The organism is Streptomyces sp. CA2R106 (assembly GCF_037034245.1).
Taxonomy (GTDB): Bacteria; Actinomycetota; Actinomycetes; order Streptomycetales; family Streptomycetaceae; genus Actinacidiphila.
Window position 1 is genome coordinate 276742 of sequence record NZ_JBAGKC010000010.1, and the last position, 20967, is coordinate 297708.

20 protein-coding genes are annotated in these 20967 nt (G+C 72.9%); 4 read left to right on the plus strand and 16 right to left on the minus strand.

Features of this window, described 5'->3' with window-relative positions:
- The first annotated feature begins 42 nt into the window (after nucleotides 1-42).
- Entirely contained in the window at nucleotides 43-1818 is a 1776-nt protein-coding gene (gene argS, locus WA788_RS18095; protein WP_335978481.1) for an arginine--tRNA ligase, read from the plus strand.
- An 88-nt stretch (nucleotides 1819-1906) separates the two neighbouring features.
- Here argS and WA788_RS18100 read toward each other — a convergent pair whose 3' ends face one another.
- The 8 genes from WA788_RS18100 to WA788_RS18135 all read right to left on the minus strand — a co-directional run bounded on the left by WA788_RS18100 (nucleotide 1907) and on the right by WA788_RS18135 (nucleotide 9833).
- Nucleotides 1907-2455 (minus strand): L,D-transpeptidase, encoded by a 549-nt coding sequence (locus WA788_RS18100; RefSeq protein ID WP_335978482.1) that lies wholly within the window; start codon nucleotides 2453-2455, stop codon nucleotides 1907-1909.
- A 43-nt stretch (nucleotides 2456-2498) separates the two neighbouring features.
- Complete coding sequence (hemB, locus tag WA788_RS18105) at nucleotides 2499-3485, minus strand: porphobilinogen synthase (RefSeq protein ID WP_335978484.1); 987 nt, start codon at nucleotides 3483-3485, stop codon at nucleotides 2499-2501.
- 198 nt (nucleotides 3486-3683) lie between these two features.
- Nucleotides 3684-5336 carry a uroporphyrinogen-III synthase gene (locus WA788_RS18110; protein WP_335978486.1) on the minus strand — a complete coding sequence of 551 codons (1653 nt, stop codon included), beginning with the start codon at nucleotides 5334-5336 and terminating at the stop codon, nucleotides 3684-3686.
- Nucleotides 5333-6454, minus strand: coding sequence for a hydroxymethylbilane synthase (gene hemC, locus WA788_RS18115; protein WP_335978487.1), 1122 nt, complete (start codon nucleotides 6452-6454; stop codon nucleotides 5333-5335). The genes WA788_RS18110 and hemC overlap by 4 nt, the downstream gene beginning before the upstream one ends.
- On the minus strand, nucleotides 6447-7811 hold the full coding sequence (locus WA788_RS18120; RefSeq protein WP_335978489.1) for a glutamyl-tRNA reductase: 1365 nt from the start codon (nucleotides 7809-7811) through the stop codon (nucleotides 6447-6449). Before WA788_RS18120 ends, hemC begins: the two co-directional genes overlap by 8 nt.
- A 67-nt stretch (nucleotides 7812-7878) precedes the next feature.
- Nucleotides 7879-8589, minus strand: a complete 711-nt coding sequence (locus tag WA788_RS18125) for a redox-sensing transcriptional repressor Rex (RefSeq protein WP_335978491.1) — start codon at nucleotides 8587-8589, stop codon at nucleotides 7879-7881.
- A 131-nt stretch (nucleotides 8590-8720) separates the two neighbouring features.
- Nucleotides 8721-9395 (minus strand): 3'-5' exonuclease, encoded by a 675-nt coding sequence (locus WA788_RS18130; RefSeq protein ID WP_335978493.1) that lies wholly within the window; start codon nucleotides 9393-9395, stop codon nucleotides 8721-8723.
- A 192-nt stretch (nucleotides 9396-9587) separates the two neighbouring features.
- Nucleotides 9588-9833: a glutaredoxin family protein gene (locus WA788_RS18135; RefSeq protein WP_335978494.1), complete on the minus strand. Its 246-nt coding sequence runs from the start codon at nucleotides 9831-9833 to the stop codon at nucleotides 9588-9590.
- An 83-nt stretch (nucleotides 9834-9916) separates the two neighbouring features.
- On the opposite strand from WA788_RS18135, the gene WA788_RS18140 reads away from it, so the two are divergent.
- The 3 genes from WA788_RS18140 (at nucleotide 9917) to WA788_RS18150 (ending at nucleotide 13811) form a co-directional block, all read left to right on the plus strand.
- A complete protein-coding gene (locus tag WA788_RS18140; protein ID WP_335978496.1) occupies nucleotides 9917-10843 on the plus strand; it encodes an HAD family hydrolase in 927 nt (308 codons plus the stop codon).
- A 649-nt stretch (nucleotides 10844-11492) separates the two neighbouring features.
- Nucleotides 11493-12290, plus strand: coding sequence for an ECF subfamily RNA polymerase sigma factor, BldN family (locus tag WA788_RS18145; RefSeq protein ID WP_335978498.1), 798 nt, complete (start codon nucleotides 11493-11495; stop codon nucleotides 12288-12290).
- Nucleotides 12291-12488: 198 nt separating this feature from the next.
- Entirely contained in the window at nucleotides 12489-13811 is a 1323-nt protein-coding gene (locus WA788_RS18150; RefSeq protein ID WP_335978500.1) for a DUF5667 domain-containing protein, read from the plus strand.
- Between the two features lie 25 nt (nucleotides 13812-13836).
- On the opposite strand, the gene WA788_RS18155 is transcribed toward WA788_RS18150, so the two are convergent.
- From WA788_RS18155 to WA788_RS18190, 8 genes are all read right to left on the minus strand, one after another.
- Nucleotides 13837-15078, minus strand: a complete 1242-nt coding sequence (locus WA788_RS18155) for a lysophospholipid acyltransferase family protein (protein ID WP_335978502.1) — start codon at nucleotides 15076-15078, stop codon at nucleotides 13837-13839.
- Nucleotides 15075-16163 carry an NAD-dependent epimerase/dehydratase family protein gene (locus WA788_RS18160; RefSeq protein WP_335978504.1) on the minus strand — a complete coding sequence of 363 codons (1089 nt, stop codon included), beginning with the start codon at nucleotides 16161-16163 and terminating at the stop codon, nucleotides 15075-15077. Before WA788_RS18160 ends, WA788_RS18155 begins: the two co-directional genes overlap by 4 nt.
- Nucleotides 16164-16336: 173 nt before the next feature.
- Complete coding sequence (locus tag WA788_RS36080; RefSeq protein WP_435125512.1) at nucleotides 16337-16552, minus strand: 30S ribosomal protein bS22; 216 nt, start codon at nucleotides 16550-16552, stop codon at nucleotides 16337-16339.
- 29 nt (nucleotides 16553-16581) lie between these two features.
- A complete protein-coding gene (locus WA788_RS18170; RefSeq protein WP_202235362.1) occupies nucleotides 16582-16794 on the minus strand; it encodes a helix-turn-helix domain-containing protein in 213 nt (70 codons plus the stop codon).
- Nucleotides 16795-16923: 129 nt separating this feature from the next.
- Nucleotides 16924-17724, minus strand: a complete 801-nt coding sequence (locus WA788_RS18175; RefSeq protein ID WP_335978506.1) for a phosphatase — start codon at nucleotides 17722-17724, stop codon at nucleotides 16924-16926.
- Nucleotides 17725-17814: 90 nt separating this feature from the next.
- Entirely contained in the window at nucleotides 17815-19002 is a 1188-nt protein-coding gene (locus WA788_RS18180; protein WP_335978508.1) for an acetoin utilization protein AcuC, read from the minus strand.
- Nucleotides 18971-20203 (minus strand): MFS transporter, encoded by a 1233-nt coding sequence (locus WA788_RS18185; RefSeq protein WP_335978510.1) that lies wholly within the window; start codon nucleotides 20201-20203, stop codon nucleotides 18971-18973. The genes WA788_RS18180 and WA788_RS18185 overlap by 32 nt, the downstream gene beginning before the upstream one ends.
- A 103-nt stretch (nucleotides 20204-20306) precedes the next feature.
- Entirely contained in the window at nucleotides 20307-20954 is a 648-nt protein-coding gene (locus WA788_RS18190) for an HAD family hydrolase (protein WP_335978512.1), read from the minus strand.
- Nucleotides 20955-20967 lie beyond the last annotated feature (13 nt).

The following is a 20967-nucleotide window of genomic DNA, read 5'->3' on the forward strand; positions in this document are numbered from 1 at the left end:
GCGTGGCACGTCCGATCTCCCGACACACGGAACGGCACCTCCATGGCCTCGGTCGCTTCCCTCTCCGCCTCGCTCCAGCAGCGCGTCTCCGCAGCCCTCGCGGCCGCGGTGCCGTCGGCCGTCGACGCCGACCCGCTGCTGCGACGAAGCGACCGGGCGGACTTCCAGGCGAACGGGGTGCTGGGCCTGGCCAAGCGGGCGAAGGCCAATCCGCGGGAGCTGGCCGCGGCCGTGGTCGCCGCGCTGCCCGCGGACGAGGTGGTCGGCGAGGTCGAGGTCTCCGGCCCCGGCTTCCTGAACATCACGGTGCCGGACGCGGCGATCACCGCCAACCTCGCCCTGCGCGCGGCCGACGAGCGGCTCGGCGTGCCCGGCAAGGCCGCCCCGGGCACCACCGTCATCGACTACGCGCAGCCGAACGTGGCGAAGGAGATGCACGTCGGCCATCTGCGGTCCTCGGTGATCGGCGACGCGATCGCGAAGATCCTGGAGTTCGAGGGCGAGAAGGTGGTGCGGCGGCACCACATCGGCGACTGGGGCACCCAGTTCGGCATGATGATCCAGTACCTGCTGGAGCACCCGCACGCGCTGGACCACACCGAGGCGGCCGGCACGGACGCCGGTGAGGCGTCCATGTCCCGGCTCGACCGGCTCTACAAGGAGTCCCGGGCGCTCTTCGACACCGACGAGGCGTTCAAGGAGCGGGCGCGGCGCCGGGTGGTCGACCTCCAGGCCGGCGACCCCGAGACCCTGGCGACCTGGCAGCGCTTCGTCGACGAGTCGAAGATCTACTTCTTCTCCGTCTACGACAAGCTGGACATCGCGATCGCCGACGAGGACATCGTCGGCGAGTCGGGGTACAACGACATGCTGGTCGAGACGTGCGAGCTGCTGGAGAAGTCCGGGGTGGCGGTGCGCTCGGAGGGCGCGCTGTGCGTCTTCTTCGACGACATCAAGGGCAAGGACGGCGAGCTGGTACCGCTGATCGTCCGCAAGTCCGACGGCGGCTTCGGGTATGCGGCGACGGACCTGTCCGCGATCCGCAACCGCACCGGCGACCTGCACGCCGACACCCTGCTCTACGTGGTGGACGTCCGGCAGTCGCTGCACTTCCGGATGGTCTTCGAGACCGCGCGGCGGGCCGGCTGGCTCACCGACGGCGTGGTGGCGCGCCACCTGCCGTTCGGCACCGTGCTCGGCGCCGACGGCAAGCCGTTCAAGACCCGGGCCGGTGCCAGCGTCAAGCTGGAGGACCTGCTCGACGAGGCGGTCCAGCGGGCCACCGCGGTGGTGCGGGAGAAGGGCGAGAAGATCGGCCTGTCCGAGCAGGAGATCGTGGACAACGGCCGGCAGGTGGGCATCGGCGCGGTGAAGTACGCCGACCTGTCCACGTCGCTGGGCCGGGACTACATCTTCGACCTGGACCGGATGGTCTCGCTCAACGGCGACACCAGCGTCTACCTCCAGTACGCCTACGCCCGGACCCGGTCGATCTTCCGGAAGGCGGCGGCCGGCCAGCGCCCCGTCGCCCACCCCGAGCTGGCCCTGGAGCCGGCCGAGCGGGCGCTGGGGCTGCACCTGGACGCCTTCGGGGACGCTCTGGCGGAGGTCGCCGAGAGCTACGAACCGCACCGGCTCGCCTCGTATCTCTTCCAGCTCGCCTCGCTGTTCACCACGTTCTACGAGCAGTGCCCGGTGCTGACCGCCGACGGCGGCCCGGCCCAGGTGGAGAACCGCCTGCTGCTGTGCGAGCTGACCGGCCGGACCCTCAGCAAGGGCCTGGAGCTCCTCGGCATCCGCAGCCCCGAGCGCCTCTGACCCCTCCCGCCGCTCGCCACCAGCATCACAAGCGGGGCCGTCCCGGTGGACGGCCCCGCTTGTGATGCTCCGCTCCGGGCGGCGGGTCCTACTTCAGGACCACGACCGTGGAGCCGATGACGGTGTTGTTCCAGATCTTGGTCTCGTCGGCGCGGTGGACGCGGATGGCGCCGGTGCGCAGTGCGGAGGAGGGGGCGGTGACCTTGTCGTCGATCGGGGCGGAGAAGGCCACCCAGGTCTCGGCGGTGTACTCGAAGAAGACGACGTGTTCGACGTGGACGCCGTCGGAGCCGGTGCCGGTGGCGTTGCGCCCGGTCACGTAGTGGGTGCCGACCTGGGCGGGCACGGTGCCGGGCTGCACCAGGAAGGTGGAGGTGGGCCCGGAGCGCGGGACCACCCACACGCGGTGCTGGGAGATCGAGTAGACGATCCGCTTACCGGTGTCGGAGTGCGCGGGCACCGGCGGCGGGGTCTGCGGGGACTGCTTGCTCGCCGAGGGGTGCGGCGCGGGCGCCGCCGTGGCCGGCTTGCCGCCCGGGGCCGATCCGCTGGCCTGGATCGCCAGCACCGACACCACGGCCATCGCCCCGGCCGTCAGGCCGCTGACCGTGGCCCACGAGGGTATGCCCCGACTCATCGGACCCCCTCCCCTTCCTCAACAAGCACCCGCCCGGCGGCCGTCAGAGCCGCTGGGCGACTTCCGTGGCCCAGTAGGTCAGGATCATGTTCGCGCCCGCCCGCCGGATCGACGTCAGCGTCTCCATGATCGTACGGTCCCGGTCGATCCAGCCCTTCTCGGCGGCGGCCTCGACCATCGCGTACTCCCCGGAGACCTGGTACGCCGCGACCGGCACGTCGACGGTGTCCGCGACCTTCCTCAGCACGTCAAGATACGGCAAGCCGGGCTTGACCATCACCATGTCCGCGCCCTCCGCGAGGTCGAGCGCCAGCTCGCGCATCGACTCGCGCAGGTTCGCCGGGTCCTGCTGGTAGGTCTTGCGGTCGCCCTTGAGCGAGGAGCCGACGGCCTCCCGGAAGGGGCCGAAGAAGGCGGAGGCGTACTTCACGGTGTAGGCGAGGATCGCCACGTCCTGGCGGCCGATCTCGTCCAGTGCGTCGCGCACCACACCGACCTGGCCGTCCATCATCCCGGACGGGCCGACCACATGGACACCGGCGTCGGCCTGTACCTGGGCCATCTCCGCGTAGCGCTCCAGCGTCGCGTCGTTGTCGACCCGGCCCTGGTCGTCCAGCACACCGCAGTGGCCGTGGTCGGTGAACTCGTCCAGGCACAGGTCGGACATCACGATGACGTCGTCGCCGACCTCGGAGACGACGTCGCGGATCGCCTGCTGGAGGATGCCGTCGGGGTCGGTGCCGGCGCTGCCCACCGCGTCCTTGGTCTCCGGGACGCCGAAGAGCATCAGGCCGCCCACGCCGGCCGTGGCCGCCTCCACGGCGGCCTTGCGGAGGGTGTCGCGGGTGTGCTGCACCACACCGGGCATCGAGGCGACGTCGACGGGGGCGCTGATGCCCTCGCGGACGAACATCGGGAGGATCAGCTCCGCCGGGTCCAGGCGGGTCTCGGCGACCAGGCGGCGCATCGCGGGTGAGGTGCGCAGGCGCCTCGGCCGCGCTCCGGGGAACTCGCCGTACCGGCTGCTCATCGGCTGCGCCGCCTTTCTGTGGACAACAGGGCCGTTTTCCACGGTACGCCCGCGCACAGGGTGCAGTTGCCGACGATCAGTCGGTGCCCCAGGTACCCTCAGGCGCCGCCGGGCCCTCCCCTGACACCACGCCCCGGACCCCTCGGCAGGCGGCCCCCGAACCGACAGGACCGCCCGCCCCCGGCACTTCCGCGCCGGCTACACCCGGGAGCGGCGGCGCGCCCCGGGACGGCGCTCGCTGGGCCGCGTGACGGGGTCGCCCGCCGCCTCCGCCGCCGTACGCCGCGCCCGCCCGAACTCCGCCAGCGCCTGCGCCAGCGCGTGCACGGACGGCTCGGGGGCCATCACGTCCACCCGCAGCCCGTGCTCCTCCGCCGTCTTCGCCGTCGCGGGCCCGATGCACGCGATGACCGTCACGTTGTGCGGCTTCCCGGCGATCCCGACGAGGTTGCGCACCGTCGAGGACGACGTGAAGAGCACCGCGTCGAACCCGCCGCCCTTGATCGCCTCGCGGGTCTCGGCCGGCGGCGGCGAGGCGCGCACCGTCCGGTAGGCGGTCACGTCGTCGACCTCCCAGCCGAGTTCGACCAGACCGGCCACGAGCGTCTCGGTGGCGATGTCGGCGCGCGGCAGGAACACCCGGTCGATCGGGTCGAAGACCGGGTCGTAGGGCGGCCAGTCCTCCAGCAGCCCGGCGGCGGACTGCTCGCCGCTGGGCACCAGGTCCGGCTTGACGCCGAACTCGACCAGCGCCTGCGCGGTCTGCTCGCCGACGGCGGCGACCTTTATCCCGGCGAACGCCCGGGCGTCGAGGCCGTACTCCTCGAACTTCTCGCGGACCGCCTTGACCGCGTTGACCGAGGTGAACGCGATCCACTCGTAGCGGCCGGTGACCAGGCCCTTGACCGCGCGCTCCATCTGCTGCGGGGTGCGCGGGGGTTCGACCGCGATGGTCGGCACCTCGTGCGGCACCGCGCCGTAGGAGCGCAGCTGGTCCGACAGGGACGCGGCCTGCTCCTTGGTGCGCGGCACCAGCACCCGCCAGCCGAAGAGCGGCTTGGTCTCGAACCAGGACAGCTGCCGCCGGTGCGCGGTGGGCTCGCCGACGACGGCTATCGCGGCGATCGGGCCCTCCGGCGTCGGCAGCGCCTTGGTCGCCTTCAGCTCGGCCGCGATGGTCGCCAGGGTCGCGCTCCAGGTGCGCTGGCGGGTGGTGGTGCCGGCCACGGTGACGGTCAGCGCGGTGTCGGGCTTGCGCCCGGCGGCGACGAGTTCGGCGGCGGCCGAGGCGACGGTCTGGAGGGTGGTGGAGACCACCAGCGTCGCGGAGCTGGCGCCGACCTCGCCCCAGCACTGGTCGGAGGCGGTGGCCGCGTCCACGAACCGGACGTCGCCGCTGAGCGGCACACCGGCGTACGCGGGCACGCCGAGCGCGGCGGCGACGCCGGGGACGACCTCGAACGGGATGCCCGCGTGGGCGCAGGCGAGCATCTCCTCGGCCGCGGAGGCGTCCAGTCCGGGGTCGCCGGCGATCGCGCGGACCACCCGCTTACCGGTGCGCGCGGACGACATGACAAGCTGTGTCGCAGCAGCGGCGGCGTCCAACACCTCGCCGTCGGCGGCGGGTTCGGCCGTGCCCACATCGGCGCGGGCGTGGCCGCGGACGACGTCGAGCACGTCGCCGGGACCGATCAGCACGTCGGCGAGGCCCAGGGCCTCGACGGCGCGCAGGGTCAGCAGGCCCGGGTCACCGGGCCCGGCGCCGAGGAAGGTCACGTGCCCGGCGGCTGGGGCGGCCGGACCGGCGGCGGTGCCGGCCGGGTTGGTTGTAACGACGGCGGCGGGGTTCAAGATGTGCGCTCCCCCATAAGACCGGCCGCGCCCTTGGCGAGCATCGCCACGGCGAGTTCGCGGCCAACGGCCCGCGCCTCGTCGTCCGACGCCGGTACGGGACCGGTGGTGGACATCTGCACCAGCGTGGTGCCGTCGGTGGTGCCGACGACGCCGCGCAGGCGCAGCTCGGTAAACTGCCCGCCGGCCACGAGGTCGGCCAGCGCGCCCACAGGGGCGGAGCAACCGGCCTCAAGGGCGGCGAGCAGGGATCGCTCGGCGGTCACGGCAGCCCGGGTGAACGGGTCGTCGAGTTCGGCGAGCTGTGCGGCCAACTCCTGGTTGGAGGCGGCGCATTCGACGGCGAGCGCGCCCTGCCCGGGAGCGGGCAGGCTGACGCCGGTGTCGATGAGCTCGCTCGCCTCGGCGAGTCTGCCGATACGGTTCAGCCCGGCGGCGGCCAGGACGACCGCGTCGAGTTCGCCTGAAGTAACGTACCCGATTCGGGTGTCAACATTGCCACGGATCGGGACCGTCTCGATCTCCAGTCCGTGTGACCGTGCCCACGCGTTGAGCTGGGCCATCCGGCGCGGCGAGCCGGTGCCGACCTTGGCGCCGGGCGGCAGTTCGGCGAAAGTGAGCCCGTCGCGGGCCACCAGCGCGTCGCGCGGGTCCTCGCGGACCGGGATCGCGGCGAGCACCAGGGCGTCGGGCGCCGTGGTGGGCAGGTCCTTGAGGCTGTGCACGGCGAAGTCGATGTCACCGGCGAGCAGCGCGTCGCGCAGCGCGGAGACGAAGACCCCGGTGCCGCCGATGCGGGCGAGCTCCTCCTTGGAGACGTCGCCGTAGGTGGTGATCTCGACGAGTTCGACGGCCCGGCCGGTCAGCTGCCGGACCTGGTCGGCGACCATGCCGGACTGCGCCATCGCGAGTTTGCTGCGGCGGGTGCCCAAGCGCAGTGGCGCCGCGCTGTCGGTGGAGCCGCGCCGCGCGGCGCGTGCGGCCGGGTCCGCCGGCTGATCCGAGAGCTGGTCCGACGGCTGGTCCGTCGGCGACGGCGGCTGGTCCGCGCCGGTCGTTCCGGGGGCCGCGGCCGGCGGCCGCACCGTTTCCGGCTCCGGCCCCGCAGGGTTACTCATTGCCCGCCTCGATTCGGTTCGGTGCCACCCGGGTCGGCGGCCGGGTGTCGGCCCGGCTGACGGCGGCGACCGCCTGCGGGTCGAGGTCGAAGAGTTCGCGCAGCGCGTCGGCGTACCCGGCGCCGCCGGGCTCGCCGGCCAGCTGCTTGACCCGCACGGTCGGCGCGTGCAGGAGCTTGTCCACCACGCGGCGGACGGTCTGGGTGATCTCGGCGCGCTGCTTGTCGTCCAAGCCGGGCAGCCTACCGTCGAGGCGGGCGAGTTCACCCGCCACGACATCGGCGGCCATCGCGCGCAGCGCGACCACGGTCGGGGTGATCCGGGCCGCCCGCTGGGCCGCGCCGAAGGCGGCGACCTCCTCGGAGACGATCGCCCGGACCTGGTCGACGTCGGCGGCCATGGGCGCGTCGGCGGAGGCCGCGGCGAGCGACTCGATGTCGGCGAAGTGCAGCCCGTCGATGTGGTGGGCGGCCGCGTCCACGTCCCGCGGCATCGCCAGGTCCAGTACGGCCAGCGGCCCGTCCGCGGTGCGGCGGCGTACGGCGTCGCGCAGGTCGTCGGCGGTCAGCACCAGGCCGGTGGCGCCGGTGCAGGACACGACGAGGTCGGCGTCGGCGACCGCGCCGGACACCTCGTCGATGGTCAGGGCGCGGGCGCTCAGCCCGGGGTGCTGCTCGCCGAGCATGGCGGCCAGCCGCTGGGCGCGCTCGACGGTGCGGTTGGCGACGGCCAGTTCGCGCACCCCGGCGCGGGCGAGGGTCGCCGCGGCCAGCGAGGACATCGAGCCGGCGCCGACCACCAGGGCGCGGCGGCCGGCGAGCGGGCCGGTGGCCGGGGCGAGTTGGGACAGCCCGAAGGTGACCAGGGACTGCCCGGCCCGGTCGATGCCGGTCTCGGAGTGGGCGCGCTTGCCGACCCGCAGCGCCTGCTGGAACAGGTCGTTGAGCAGGCGGCCGGCGGTGTGCTGCTGCTGGCCGAGGGCCAGGGCGTCCTTGATCTGGCCGAGGATCTGGCCCTCGCCGACCACCATGGAGTCCAGCCCGCAGGCCACCGACAGCAGGTGGTGGACGGCGCGGTCCTCGTAGTGCACGTAGAGGTGCGGGGTCAGCTCGTCCAGGCCGGCCGAGCTGTGCTGGGCGAGCAGCGTGGACAGTTCGGCGACCCCGGCGTGGAACTTGTCGACGTCGGCGTACAGCTCTATCCGGTTGCAGGTGGCCAGCACCACGGCCTCGGCGGCCGGTTCGCAGGCGACTGTGTCCTGGAGCAGCTTGGGCCGCGCGCCCTCGGGCAGGGCGGCGCGCTCCAGCACGCTGACGGGGGCGGTGCGGTGGCTCAGCCCGACGACCAGAAGACTCATGAACACTCCCCGTCGCCCGCGGACCGGACGGCGCCGGACCCACCTCGCCGCATGGCGCTGCGCTCGTTCATGCCGGCATCACGGCGGGTACGTCGCCGTCCGGGTCCTGGCGTTCCTCACCGGCCTTGCGCTGCTCGTGGAAGGCGAGGATCTGCAGCTCGATGGAGAGGTCGACCTTGCGCACGTCGACGCCGTCGGGCACCGACAGCACCGTCGGCGCGAAGTTGAGGATGGAGGTCACACCGGCCGTGACGAGGCGGTCGGTGACCTCCTGGGCGGCGCCGGCCGGGGTGGCGATCACGCCGATGGACACCTGGTTGTCCGCGACGATCGTCTCGAGCTCGTCGATGTGCCGCACCGGCAGGCCCGCGACCAGCCGGCCGGCCAGGGCCGCGTCGGCGTCCAGCAGCGCGGCGACGCGGAAGCCGCGGGAGGCGAACCCGCCGTAGTTGGCGAGTGCGGCGCCCAGGTTGCCGATACCGACGATGACCACGGGCCAGTCCTGGGTGAGGCCGAGTTCACGGCTGATCTGGTAGACGAGGTACTCCACGTCGTATCCGACTCCCCGGGTCCCGTAGGAGCCCAGGTAGGAGAAGTCCTTGCGCAGCTTCGCGGAGTTGACTCCGGCGGCGGCGGCGAGTTCTTCCGAGGAGACGGTGGGCACCGAGCGCTCCGAGAGTGCTGTCAGTGCCCGCAGATACAGCGGAAGCCTGGCGACGGTGGCCTCGGGAATTCCTCGGCCGCGGGTCGCCGGTCGGTGTGTTCGGCCAGTTGCCACGGTGCTCCTGCGGGTAGAGCTGGGCTGAGGGCGACCGCGGTCTTTGGGGACGCCCCGTGGACGCCAGGCTATGTCTTTGTGAACGCGTGCACAAAGATGGTGTCCGATTTGCCCGGCGGAAGTGATGGGCATCACGCGTGCCCGTGGCGGGCATGCGGCACTGTTCGGCGGGCCGAATCGTTGCCGCGCCGCAGCCACAGGCCGTCCGCCGCCGCGAGCAGGCCGGACGGCTCCGGCCAGGGCAGCCCGGCCGCGGCCGCCAGCAGGTCGGACAGGCCCGGCAGTTGCGGGGCGTGGTGCGCGAACAGCGCGGCGGTGGCGCGGACGTCACCGAGCGCGGTGTGCGGGCTCCAGTCGGTGACGCCGATGCGCGCCGCGCAAGCGCGCAGCGACAGTCCGTACGGCGCCGACGGGCCCAGCGCCGCCGCGGTCCGCATGGTGCACACCTCGGGCGCCGCGGGCAGCCGCAGTCCCAGCCGGGCGTACTCCGCGGCCAGGAAGGCCCGGTCGCAGCCGACGTTGTGGCCGACCAGCACCCGGCCGCGCAGCAGCACCAGCAGCCGCGCCGCGATCGCGGCGAACCGCGGGGCCCCGGTCAGGTGTTCCGCCTCGATGCCGTGGATGTGCGTGGGGCCGACCGGGCCCTGCGGGTCGATCAGCGTGGTGAACTCGCCCTGCGGCACCAGGTCCCGGTCCAGCAGCAGCACCGCGAGCTCGACCACCCGGTGCCGGTGCGAGGACGAGCCCGTCGCCTCCACGTCCACGACGGCATAGCCGTACGAACCCTGGCTCCGGCCCGGAAGCACGCGCCCACACTCCTCACGCATCGCCCCCGGGTGTACAAAACGCCCCCGATGGTAGTCGAACACGCGGCTACGCAGGCAATCCGCCCAAAAGCACCCACCGCCGCCGGGCCGCGGGCACCGCCGGACGGGCCGGCGACGGTCAGGCGCAAAGGTCGGGCGCCGAGGTCGGGCGGCGGTCACATTCCGATCAGATCAGGCGAGCGCCGCCCGCAGCCGCCGCTCGTCGACCCGCCAGAACGTGTGCTGCTCGCCGTCGACGAGCACCACCGGGATCTGCTCCCAGTAGCGGTCGTGCAACGCGGCGTCCTGGGTGATGTCCTGCTCGGTCACGACCGCGCCGGTCTCGGCCGCGACCTTCTCGATCACGGCGCGGGCGTCGTCGCAGAGGTGGCAGCCGGGCCGGCCGATCAGGGTCACCGTCTTCGGGGTCGTCGTCATGCCCGCCATTGTGTCCCGCGCCGTTCACGCGCCCGCATCCCGGCCGCAGCGGGCCCGCCCCCGGACCTCGTTATGCTCGCGGCATGGCCGCTCTCAAATGGCTCACCCCCCGTAGGCAGTCCGCCACCGAGCGGAGCGTGCTGGCAGGAGAGGCCGCCGCGGAGGCCGCGCTCGACCACCGGACGCAGGCCGGCGACGCGGCCGCCGAACCGGCGGAGCAGCAGTTCCCGGTGGCGGGCGACCCGCGGGCCGCCGCCTTCTTCGACCTCGACAACACCGTGATGCAGGGAGCCGCGCTCTTCCACTTCGGCCGCGGCCTGTACAAGCGGAAGTTCTTCGACAAGCGCGACCTGCTGCGGTTCGCCTGGCAGCAGGCGTACTTCCGGCTGGCCGGCGCCGAGGACCCCGAGCACATGCAGGACGCCCGCGACAGCGCGCTGTCCATCGTCAAGGGGCACCGGGTGGCGGAACTGACGGCCATCGGCGAGGAGATCTACGACGAGTACATGGCCGGGAAGATCTGGCCCGGTACCCGCGCCCTCGCCCAGGCCCACCTCGACGCCGGGCAGCGGGTGTGGCTGGTGACGGCCGCGCCGGTGGAGACCGCCGCGATCATCGCCCGCCGGCTCGGGCTGACCGGGGCGCTGGGCACCGTCGCGGAGTCGGTCGACGGCGTCTACACCGGCCGGCTGGTCGGCGAGCCGCTGCACGGCCCGGCCAAGGCCGAGGCGGTACGGGCGCTGGCGACGGCCGAGGACCTCGACCTGTCGCGGTGCGCGGCCTACAGCGACTCCACCAACGACATCCCGATGCTCTCGCTGGTCGGCCACCCCTACGCGATCAACCCCGACAGCGGGCTGCGCAAGCACGCGCGGGCCGAGGGCTGGCGGCTGCGCGACTACCGCACCGGGCGGAAGGCCGCGAAGATCGGGATTCCCGCGGCCGCCGGCATGGGCGCGGTGGCCGGCGGCGTCCTGGCGGCCCTGGCCGCCCGCAGGCGCTACCGCTAGGCCGTGTCTGACAAATAGCGTCGTCCCGCCCGAAGGGCGGGGGCCGACGGGGCCTGGTGCGTGCGCTCGCAAGGCGGAGGGAGGAGAGCGCAGCGGGCTGCGCTGACGACCGACAACGCTGGGGGCACCTCCCGCCGAAGGCAGGGGGAGAGCGTGCGTGCCAGGCCCCGTCGGCCAGGCGGGATTTGTCAGACACGGCCTAGCCGCCCGGGCGAGCCCGACACCCCGACACGGCGGAGAGGCGCGCGGCGCCGTACGGAAGCGCGTGCGGCGCGCTCCGTACGATTCCGCGCCCGCGCCCGCCCGCGCGCACGGCTCGCGCCGGTGCACCGGAACGCGCGCCCCGCACGGCGCGCACGGCTCGTTCGGCCGGACCAGCGGCTCGCATCCGCGACTTCGACACGAGCACAACACGCGCTTCACACGAGCGCTTCACGACTCGAAGTGGTCAACTCGGGCGCCCCGTTCGATAATTGGTCGATCACGATTCCGCACAGGAAGTGCCGGAAACGGCGATTTCCACAACTCGGTGTAGCGCCGCCTGTACGAAGCGTTATTCTCCTCAGACGCATTCCGGTACCCGCACGTCGCCACGACGGGTGAACGGTCCCGTACTGCACGTGATGGAAGTTCTGCCTCTGGGAGTCCCGTGTACCCACACGACGGGGTTGTCACCTCCGGCCTGGCTGCGCTGCGCGCTCTGGTCACCGACCAGTTGCCGCGTGTCCCCGCGTACGCCGCGCCCGCCCTCGCCACGTCCGGTCCCACCGTCCCCGGCCCCGCCTACGCCCTGGCCGAAATCAGCACCGCCGCAGGCAGACGCACCCGCAACAGCAGCCCGCAGCGCGGCCAGGCCGCCGACAAGGCCGCCCCGGCCCGACGGCCCGCGTCGGACACCGACAGCGGCCGCATGATGGACCTGGTCGAAGCCGCGCAGAGCGGCGAGACCGAAGCCTTCGGCCGGCTCTACGACCACTACAGCGACACCGTCTACCGGTACATCTACTACCGGGTGGGCTCCAAGGCGACGGCCGAGGACCTCACCAGCGAGACGTTTCTGCGCGCCCTGCGCCGTATCGGCACCTTCACCTGGCAAGGCCGCGACTTCGGCGCCTGGCTGGTCACGATCGCCCGCAACCTGGTCGCCGACCACTTCAAGTCGAGCAGGTTCCGGCTCGAAGTGACCACCGGTGAAATGCTGGACGCCAACGAAGTGGCCCGCAGCCCCGAGGAATCGGTGCTCGAACAGCTCTCCAACGAAGCGCTGCTCACCGCCGTCCGCAAGCTCAACCCGCAGCAGCAGGAGTGCATCACCCTGCGCTTCCTCCAGGGCCTGTCGGTGGCCGAAACCGCCCGGGTGATGGGCAAGAACGAGGGCGCCATCAAGACGCTCCAGTACCGCGCGGTGCGCACCCTGGCCCGGCTGCTGCCCGAAGACGCCCGATGAGTGGCGCCCAGGGCGTACGCTGCCCGATCATCAGACCTGCGTAACCCAACCGGACCGGCACTCGTTGCAACACATGCAGACACTTCCGCGCCGCACGCCGCTCACCGCTTTTCACCCGATCGGGTGGACGGCTTCGGAGAGGGCAACCTTCCGGACGGCGGGTGGAGTCGAGTGTGGAGACGAGAGGAGGTGCCGCCCGTGATCGGACAGGCAACGGCACACCGTCGGGCGAACGCCTTCGCCCAGGCGGTCGAGGACGCCGGGCTCGACGGCGGCCGCGAGGACAGCACCGGCGGACACGGCGCCGGTGCCGGCACGGACGGCGCAGCGGACAGCCGCGGCGGCGGTACGCCCGGGGGTGCGTCCAGCGGTGCGCACAGCGCCGGTGAGACGCACGGCACGCACGCCGCCGACCGCCACGCCGACCCCGAGCAGGGTGCGATGGTCGCCCTCGCCGATGCCATCGGCCGGCGCCCGCGCCCCGCGATGGACCCCGCGCGCAAGACGGTGCAGCGCGCCCAGCTGATCGCCGCCATGGAGCAGGCGATCGCCGACGGCAGCTTCCGCCCCGCCACCCGCGTGCCCGAGCAGCGCGGTGAGAGCGGCCGGCTCGCACCGGCCGCCGCCCTGCGCCGGTTCGCCCCGCGCTCCCGGCTGTCCCGCCGGCTCGCGGTCGGCGGGCTGACGATGGGGGTCGCCGCGGGCGCCCTGGGCGGTGTCGCCGCGGCGAGCACCAACGCCCTGCCCGGCGACAGCCTGTACGGCCTCAAGCGCAGCATGGAGGACATCAAGCTGGACATGGCGGGCAGCGACGCCTCCCGGGGCAAGGTCTACCTCGACATGGCGTCCACCCGTATGCAGGAGGCGCGCCGGCTGATGGACCGCGGCCGCGGCGGGCAGCTCGACCCCGAGTCCGTCGCCGAGGTGCGCAGGGCGCTGTCCGGAATGCACCAGGAGGTGGCCGAGGGGCACCGCCTGCTCACCGACGCCTACCGCAAGAACGGCTCGCTCCAGCCGATGGAGCTGCTCAACAGCTTCGCGGAGAGCCACCGCCAGGGCTGGACCGACCTGAGTGGCAAGCTGCCCAGCCAGCTCACCGACGTCTCCGACCAGGTGACCTCGCTCTTCGACGCCATAGACGCGGAGGTCGCGCCGCTGTCGCTGCCGCAGAAGGACCACTCCGGTGCCTCCGCCACCCATGGCGCGGACTCCGGCACCGGTCACGACGGCGGCCCGCGCGGCGGCTCCCCCTCGAGCGGCCCGTCCGCGACGGCCACGTCGAAGGACACGGCCGGGGACGACAGCGGGCAGAGCCCCAGCCCCTCGCCCTCGGGCAGCACCGCCGACGGACTGATCGGCGGCTCGGGCAACCTGCTCGGCACCGCGCCGAAGCTCCCGGACCTGCCGGAGACGACCCCGACGCCGACCCCCAGCCCCACCCAGCACTCCGTCGAGCTGCCCCCGCTGCTCCCCGGGCTGCTCCCCGGCCTCGGCCTGACCAGCAGCACCGACGACAGCTGACGCGGCACCGTGCGGCGCCGCCCGGTCAGAAGAACACCGAGCGGCGCTCCACCAGCAGTTCGTACAGGGTGTGCTGGATGGTCTCCCGCACCTGGTCGGTCAGGTTGAAGACGAGCATCGGGTCGTCCGCGGCCTCCGGAGCGTAGGAGTCCGTGGGGATCGGCTCGCCGAACTGGATCGTCCACTTCGTCGGAAGCGGAACCAGGCCGAGCGGGCCGAGCCAGGGGAAGGTCGGGGTGAGCGGGAAGTACGGGAAGCCGAAGACCCGGGCGAGGGTGCGGGAGTTGCCCACCATCGGGTAGATCTCCTCGGCGCCCACCACCGAGCACGGCACGATCGGCACCTTCGTTTTCAGTGCCGTCGCCACGAACCCGCCCCGCCCGAACCGCTGGAGCTTGTACCGCTCCGAGAAGGGCTTGCCCAGGCCCTTGAAGCCCTCGGGCATCACCCCGACCACCTCGCCCCGCTCCAGCAGCAGTTGCGCGTCCTCCGCGCAGGCGAGGGTGTGGCCGGCCTTCCGCGCCAGCTCGTTGACGACCGGCATCATGAACACCAGGTCCGCGGCGAGCAGCCGGAGGTGGCGGCCGGCCGGATGGTGGTCGTGCACCGCGACCTGGGTCATCAGCGCGTCGATCGGCAGCGTCCCGGAGTGGTTCGACACCACCAGGGCACCGCCCTCGGCGGGGATGTTCTCGATGCCCCTGACCTCGACCCGGAAGTACCCCTCGTACAGCGGGCGCAGCAGCGACAGCAGCACCTGGTCGGTCAGCTCGGCGTCGAAGCCGAACTCGTCGACGTCGTAGTCCCCGGTCACCCGCCGCCGCAGGAAGGACAGGCCGCCGGCGACCTTCCGCTCCCACGGGCCGCCGAGCAGCCGGTCGGCGACCGCGCCGAACGCCGCGGACAGCGACGCCCCGACGTCCTCCGCACCGCCCGGGCCACCGTCCCCCGCCGCCGGACCGCCGGCCGCCTCCGGGCGGACACCGTCGGCGGCGCCCCCACCACCGCCGTGCGGGCCCTGTCCGGCGCCTGCCGGCGGTGTTCCGTCCGCCTGTGCCGGAATGCCCGGGCCGTCCTCCGGAACGGCCGCCAGCGGCGCCTGGGCGGCACCCGCGGCCTTCTGCCCGGACCCCGCCGCACCCGCCTTGCGCTCCCGGCCCCGCGACCGCCGCGCGCCACCACTGCCGCTGCTGCTGCCGGCGCCGCCGGCACCCGCGCCGCGGCGGCGGCCGTCGTCCCCGAACGGGATGACCTTCGCGTCCGTCATGACTGCCGTTCCTCCTGCCGCTCCGGCCCCCGCTTCGTTCCCGGACCCGCGGCCGCGGGCCGCCGCACCCGCGCCGCCACCCCGTCGACCGCTGCCGCCAGCCGGGCCGGCGGCAGCAGGCCGCCGGCCCGGGAGCGGGCGAAGTCGTGGAAGGTCTCCGCGGTGGTGTGGACGGGGTGGAAGCCCAGCGTCTCCCGCATATGCCGGGTGTCGACCACCCGGCCGTGGGTGAGCAGCCGGATCTGCTCGGCGGAGAAGTCCGTCACACCCGCGGTGCGCAGCATCCGGCCCACCCAGGTCACCGCGGGCAGCAGCACCGGCACCGTCGGGCGCCCCAGCCGCCGCGCGGTCTGCGACAGCAGCAGCACCCCGTCCCCGGCGATGTTGAACGTGCCGCTGTTCAGCGTCCCGCGCCGCGGCTCCGTGGCCGCGACCACCAGCACCTCGTCGACGTCGTCCTCGTGCACGAACTGGAGCCTGGGGTCGTACCCGAACACCGTGGGCAGCACCGGCAGGTCGAAGAACTCCGCGAGCGGGGTGTCCGCGCGCGGCCCGAGGATGTTGGCGAAGCGCAGCACCGCCACCGCCACGTCGGGCCGGCGCCGGGCGAAGCCGCGCACAAAGCCCTCGACCTCGACCGCGTCCTTCGCGAAGCCGCCGCTGGGCAGCGACTTGACCGGGGTGGTCTCGGTGAAGACCGCCGGGTCGCGCGGCGCGGAACCGTAGACGCTCGTGGTGGACTTCACCACCAGCCGCCGGACCGTCGGCGCCTTCTGGCACGCGCCCAGCAGCTGCATGGTGCCTATGACGTTGGTCTCCTTGGCCTGGGTACGGCCGCCTGCGCCCAGCGGGGTGCCGCTGACGTCCAGGTGCACCACGGTGTCCACCGCGTGCCGCGCCAGCACCTTTCCGATCACCGGCTGCCGGATGTCGGCCCGGACGAACTCCGCGTCCCCCAGGTCGTGGTCGGGCGGCACCACGTCGACCGCGACCACCCGGTCCACCTCGGGCTCGCGCTGCACCCGCCGGACGAACCGCCCGCTGAGCTGCCGCGCGACTCCGGTGACGAGCACCACCTTGCCCACGTTCAGCGCCTTCCTGAGGGAATGCTGTCACCGTACCCCGCCGCCGTGGCACCGCGGTGACGCAACGCCCCCGCCCGCGGGCGGCCGCCGAACGGCCCCGGACACGCCACTGCCCCCTTCCACCACCCTGAATCGGGCGGTCGAAGGGGGCAGGAGAGCGGCAAGCAGCCCGCTTACTTCTTGTTGCGGCGCTGGACACGCGTCCGCTTCAGAAGCTTGCGGTGCTTCTTCTTCGCCATACGCTTGCGCCGCTTCTTGATGACAGAGCCCACGACAACCCTCGCTTCGGTTTCACTCGGTGCGGGGCGTCCGAGCCCACACGACCTACGTCGGCCTAGCCTACCCGCCCCGAGCGGACGAACGTAACCGAGGCCCACGCGGCCCGTCACCGGCCCGTTACCGGACCGCTCACGGCAGCTCAGGCAGACTCCACCCCCACATAGCTCTCCCGCAGGTATTCGTGCACGGCCTGCTCCGGAACCCGGAAGGACCGACCCACGCGAATCGCCGGCAGATGACCGCTGTGCACCAGGCGGTACACGGTCATCTTCGACACCCTCATGACCGCCGCTACTTCGGCGACAGTGAGGAACACGACCTCGTTGAGAGGCCGACTTTCAGTTACAGCCATGACACACCTGAACCTTCCGCACATGACGGCCACCGGCTTCCCCTCCGGCGACTCCAAACAGGCATGTGCGCTCCCCCTCAGATTAGGGGCGGATGATGCAAGTGGGGAAGAGGAGTTGCGAAGGGAGGATTACTGCCCGAGCCATGCGCTCTTCAGGACGTAACGGGTGACCGGCCGGTAGTAATCCGACCGAGCGGTGTCGTCGAGTGGTACGGCCACCGACACTCTGCCCTCCGCCTCCGCCACGAAAACCGCCGGGTCGTCGCAGTCCCCGATACCGATCGCCTCGATGCCCAACTGCCCTGCCCCGCAGACGAATCCATGGTCCCCCACCACGAGTTTCGGCAGAATTCCCGCCTGCTGCGCGGCCGCCGCGAGGGCCGCCCTGACCGGCAGCGGCGAGTGGGTGTGCGCGCCCCGCTCGGCCCCCTCCGCCCGCACCACCGCGACCCCGCCGACGTAGCCGAGGCGGTGTATGCGTACGCCGAAATGAGTGGGCATCCGCATGCAGTGGTCGTAGTGCGGGGTGAGCACCTGGCACCCGGCCGCCGACAGCGCGGCGGCCAAAGTTGCGTAGAAACCAAGGAGACGATGTGGATGTCCTGTGCCCAACAGGACGGGTAGCCGGTCATGCGCCGCACGCGCCAACCGCTCCGCGAACGCGTCCAGCGCCGCCACCGTACGGTCCGGATCGATCGCGTCGGGCCCCGACGTCCGGCACGGATCGGCCGACACCCCGCACCGGTCCGCCATCAACCGCAGCAACTCCGCCCGGTCCCACGCCCCCTCCGGCTCCAGACCGCAGGTCTGCCGCGGATCACGCGCCGCGAACAACCCGTAGTTCACCAGGCTCTGCTCCCGCGCCGTGGCCACCTCGCCCGCGAGCCCCACCGCCACCAGATGTGCGCGCAGCGCACCCACACTCACCACGCGCCCGATCCTGCACGGGCCCCGCGGCCGGTACATAACGAACCTTCCGAAATCACCCCCACGGGTGGGCCGTCGAACCCCGCCACGGCCCTACGGCAGCAGCCCGTGCAACGGGAAGACCGCCCGCCGCGTCGCCAGCACCGCCTGGTCCAACCGCGACGCCGGGTCGTACCCTCCGTCGTCGAACTCCGCCCACCGCCCCGGCGCACCGTCCGTCATCCGCGCCGACACCGACGTCCGCGTCAGCGCGTACGCCTGGTCCTGCCACTCCCGCGGCACCGCCGTCCGCGGCTCGACCGGCGTCCCCGCCGCAATGCCCACCAGATGCGCCCACGCCCGCGGCACCACGTCCGCGACGGCGTACCCGCCACCGCCCAGCGCCACCCAACGCCCCTGCGCGTGCTCGTGCGCCAGCCGGTGGCACGCCTCCGCCACCACCCGCTGCGCGTCCAGCGACACCGCCAAGTGCGCCAACGGGTCCTCCACATGGCTGTCCGCGCCGTGCTGCGACACCAGCACCTGCGGCCGGAACGCCGCCACCAGCGCCGGCACCACCGCGTGGAACGCCCGCAGCCAGCCCTCGTCCCCCGTGCCCGCCGGCAGCGCCACGTTCACCGCGCCGCCCTCCGCGTCCGCCCCGCCGGTCTCCTCCGGCCACCCGGTGGCGTACGGGAAGAGCGTGCGCGGCGTCTCGTGCAGCGAGATCGTCAGCACCCGAGGGTCGTCCCAGAACGCCGTCTGCACACCGTCCCCGTGATGTACGTCCGTGTCCACGTAGACCACCCGCTCCGCGCCCAGCTCCAGCAGCCGCGCCACCGCGAGCGCCGCGTCGTTGTAGACGCAGAACCCCGCCGCCTGGCCGGGCATCGCGTGGTGCAGCCCGCCGGCGAAGTTCACCGCGTGGTCGGCCTCGCCCCGCCACACCGCCTCCGCCGCGCCCACCGACTGCCCGACGATCAGCGCGGAGGCGTCGTGCATCGCCGCGAACGCCGGGTTGTCCATGCTGCCGATGCCGTACGCCGCCTCGGCCCCGGCCTGGGCCGCCGCCGGGTCCGCCGAGGCGCGGCGCACCGCCGCCACGTAGTCCGACCGGTGCACCAGCTCCAGCGTCGACTCCCCCGCCGCCGGAGCCGCCACCACCTTGAGCCCCGCGTCCAGGCCGAACGCCCGCACCAGGGCCCAGGTCAGCTTCAGCCGCACCGGGTCCATCGGGTGCCCGTCCCCGAAGTCGTACGCCGTTACCCGGTCATCCCACATCAACTGCGCGCGGCCGCTCATGGCCGACACCGTACCCGCCGGGACCCGCCGCGAAAGATCGCGCGTACAGCAGCGTGGCTCCCACCAGGACCATCGGTACGACCATGGCACCGCGGTAGCTCCACGCGTCGCCGAGCGCCCCGACCAGCGGCGATCCGACCAGGAACCCGACGTAGTTGAAGATGTTCAGCCGCGCGATCGCCGAGTCCGACGCCTCGGGGAACATCCGCCCGGCCGCCGCGAACGTCTGCGGCACGATCACGCACAGCCCGAACCCGAGCAGGGTGAAGCCGAGCATGCCCACCCACGGCCCCGGCGCCACCGCCACCACCGCGAACCCGGCCATGGCGACGACCGCGCCCACCCGCACCACCGCGACCGCCCCGAACCGCCGCACCCCCTGGTCCCCGACCGCCCGCCCGACCAGCGTGGTCACCATGTACACCGCGTACGGCACCGTGGAGAGCTGGTCCGAGCTGTGCAGCGTGTCCTGGAGGTACTTCGCACTCCAGTTGGAGACCGTCGAGTCGCCGATGTACGCGAAGGCCATCACCAGGCACAGCGGCAGCAGCATCCGCATGACGACCTGCTGGGCGGCCCCGCCCCCGTCCGGGCTGCGTCCCTCCGCCACGTCGGCCGACACACCGCCCGGCTGCTGGTCGCGGTACCAGCGGCTCGCCGTCAGCGTCAGCGGGATCAGCACCAGCACCGCCGGCCCGTACAGCGAGAACAGCGCGAAGTGCCAGTGCGCGCCCGACCAGGCGAGCGACGCACCGACGATGCCGCCCAGGCTGTAAGCCGCGTGGAAGCCCAGCATGATGCTCTGGCCCCACTCCCGCTGGAGGCTGACGCCCAGCATGTTCATCGACGCGTCCAGCCCGCCGACGCACACCCCGAACAACGCCAGCGTCACCGCCGCCGTCCACACCCGGTCCCCGGCACCCAGCCCCGCCAGCACCAGCCCCACCACCGGCTGCACCCAGCGCAGCACCACGCTCGGCCGCACCCGCTTCACCAACTGCTCGGTCAGCACGCTCCCGACGCCCGCCAGGATCGGCACGGCCGCCAGGAACACCGGCAGCAGCCCGTCGCTGATCCCGTAGCGGTCCTGGATCGCGGGGATACGGGTCACGAGCAGCGCGAAGAGCGCGCCCTGCGCGAAGAAGCTGACCGCGAGGGCAGCCCGGCCTTGCCGCAGAGCCTGCGGGCGAGCGACATCCATAAGCGAGCAGGCTAAGCGCGGGAGCTACGGATGAGTAGGGTCTGTGCGGACGATTCCGCACGGTCAGCCGGTCGGCGGGTCGGCAGCTCGGTCGGTCGGCAGCTCAGCCGGTCAGCAGCGCGGGCAGCTCCGTCATCCGCTCGAACAGCGCGGTCGCCCCCGCCAGGTTCCCGGGCGGCGTCATCGCGGTGAACCCGTACACGTCCATCCCGGCCGCGACCGCCGCCTGTACGCCCAGCCGGCTGTCCTCCACCACCGCACAGCGGCCCGGCGCGACACCCATCTCCCGGGCGGCGTGCAGGAACAGGTCGGGGGCCGGCTTGCCACGCCCCACGTCCTGCGCGGAGAAGATCCGCTCCTCCCCGAACCGCTCGTACAGGCCGGTCTTCCGCAGCGCGACCCGAATCCGGTCATGCCCGCCGGAGGAGGCGAGGCAGTACGGCACCCCGTCCGCGGCGAGCTGGTCCAGCACCGCGGCGACGCCGACAACGGGCTCCAGGTCCCGTTCGAAGGCGGCGAAGACCTGGGCGTGGAACGCGTCGTCGAAGTCCGCCGGCAGCACGGCTCCCGACCGCTCACGCACCAGGTCGTGCACCCGGTGCATCGCGGCACCCATGAAGTCCCGGAGCGAGTCCTCGTACGTGGTGGGGTGCCCGGCCGCGGTCAGGCACTCCGCGAGGATGCGGTTGGAGATCGGCTCGCTGTCCACGAGGACGCCGTCGTTGTCGAAGATCACCAGGTCGTACTGCACGGGCTCACGCTAC

What these genes read in the sequence shown, in the direction of transcription:
- WA788_RS18155 (WP_335978502.1), bottom strand. Translation starts at nt 15,078, where the DNA reads ATGACGGACGCGAAGGTCATCCCGTTCGGGGACGACGGCCGCCGCCGC.
- WA788_RS18100 (WP_335978482.1), bottom strand. Translation starts at nt 2,455, where the DNA reads ATGAGTCGGGGCATACCCTCGTGGGCCACGGTCAGCGGCCTGACGGCC.
- WA788_RS18185 (WP_335978510.1), bottom strand. Translation starts at nt 20,203, where the DNA reads ATGGATGTCGCTCGCCCGCAGGCTCTGCGGCAAGGCCGGGCTGCCCTC.
- WA788_RS18170 (WP_202235362.1), bottom strand. Translation starts at nt 16,794, where the DNA reads ATGGCTGTAACTGAAAGTCGGCCTCTCAACGAGGTCGTGTTCCTCACT.
- WA788_RS18180 (WP_335978508.1), bottom strand. Translation starts at nt 19,002, where the DNA reads ATGAGCGGCCGCGCGCAGTTGATGTGGGATGACCGGGTAACGGCGTAC.
- WA788_RS18135 (WP_335978494.1), bottom strand. Translation starts at nt 9,833, where the DNA reads ATGACGACGACCCCGAAGACGGTGACCCTGATCGGCCGGCCCGGCTGC.
- WA788_RS18140 (WP_335978496.1), top strand. Translation starts at nt 9,917, where the DNA reads ATGGCCGCTCTCAAATGGCTCACCCCCCGTAGGCAGTCCGCCACCGAG.
- hemC (WP_335978487.1), bottom strand. Translation starts at nt 6,454, where the DNA reads ATGAGTAACCCTGCGGGGCCGGAGCCGGAAACGGTGCGGCCGCCGGCC.
- hemB (WP_335978484.1), bottom strand. Translation starts at nt 3,485, where the DNA reads ATGAGCAGCCGGTACGGCGAGTTCCCCGGAGCGCGGCCGAGGCGCCTG.
- WA788_RS18120 (WP_335978489.1), bottom strand. Translation starts at nt 7,811, where the DNA reads ATGAGTCTTCTGGTCGTCGGGCTGAGCCACCGCACCGCCCCCGTCAGC.
- argS (WP_335978481.1), top strand. Translation starts at nt 43, where the DNA reads ATGGCCTCGGTCGCTTCCCTCTCCGCCTCGCTCCAGCAGCGCGTCTCC.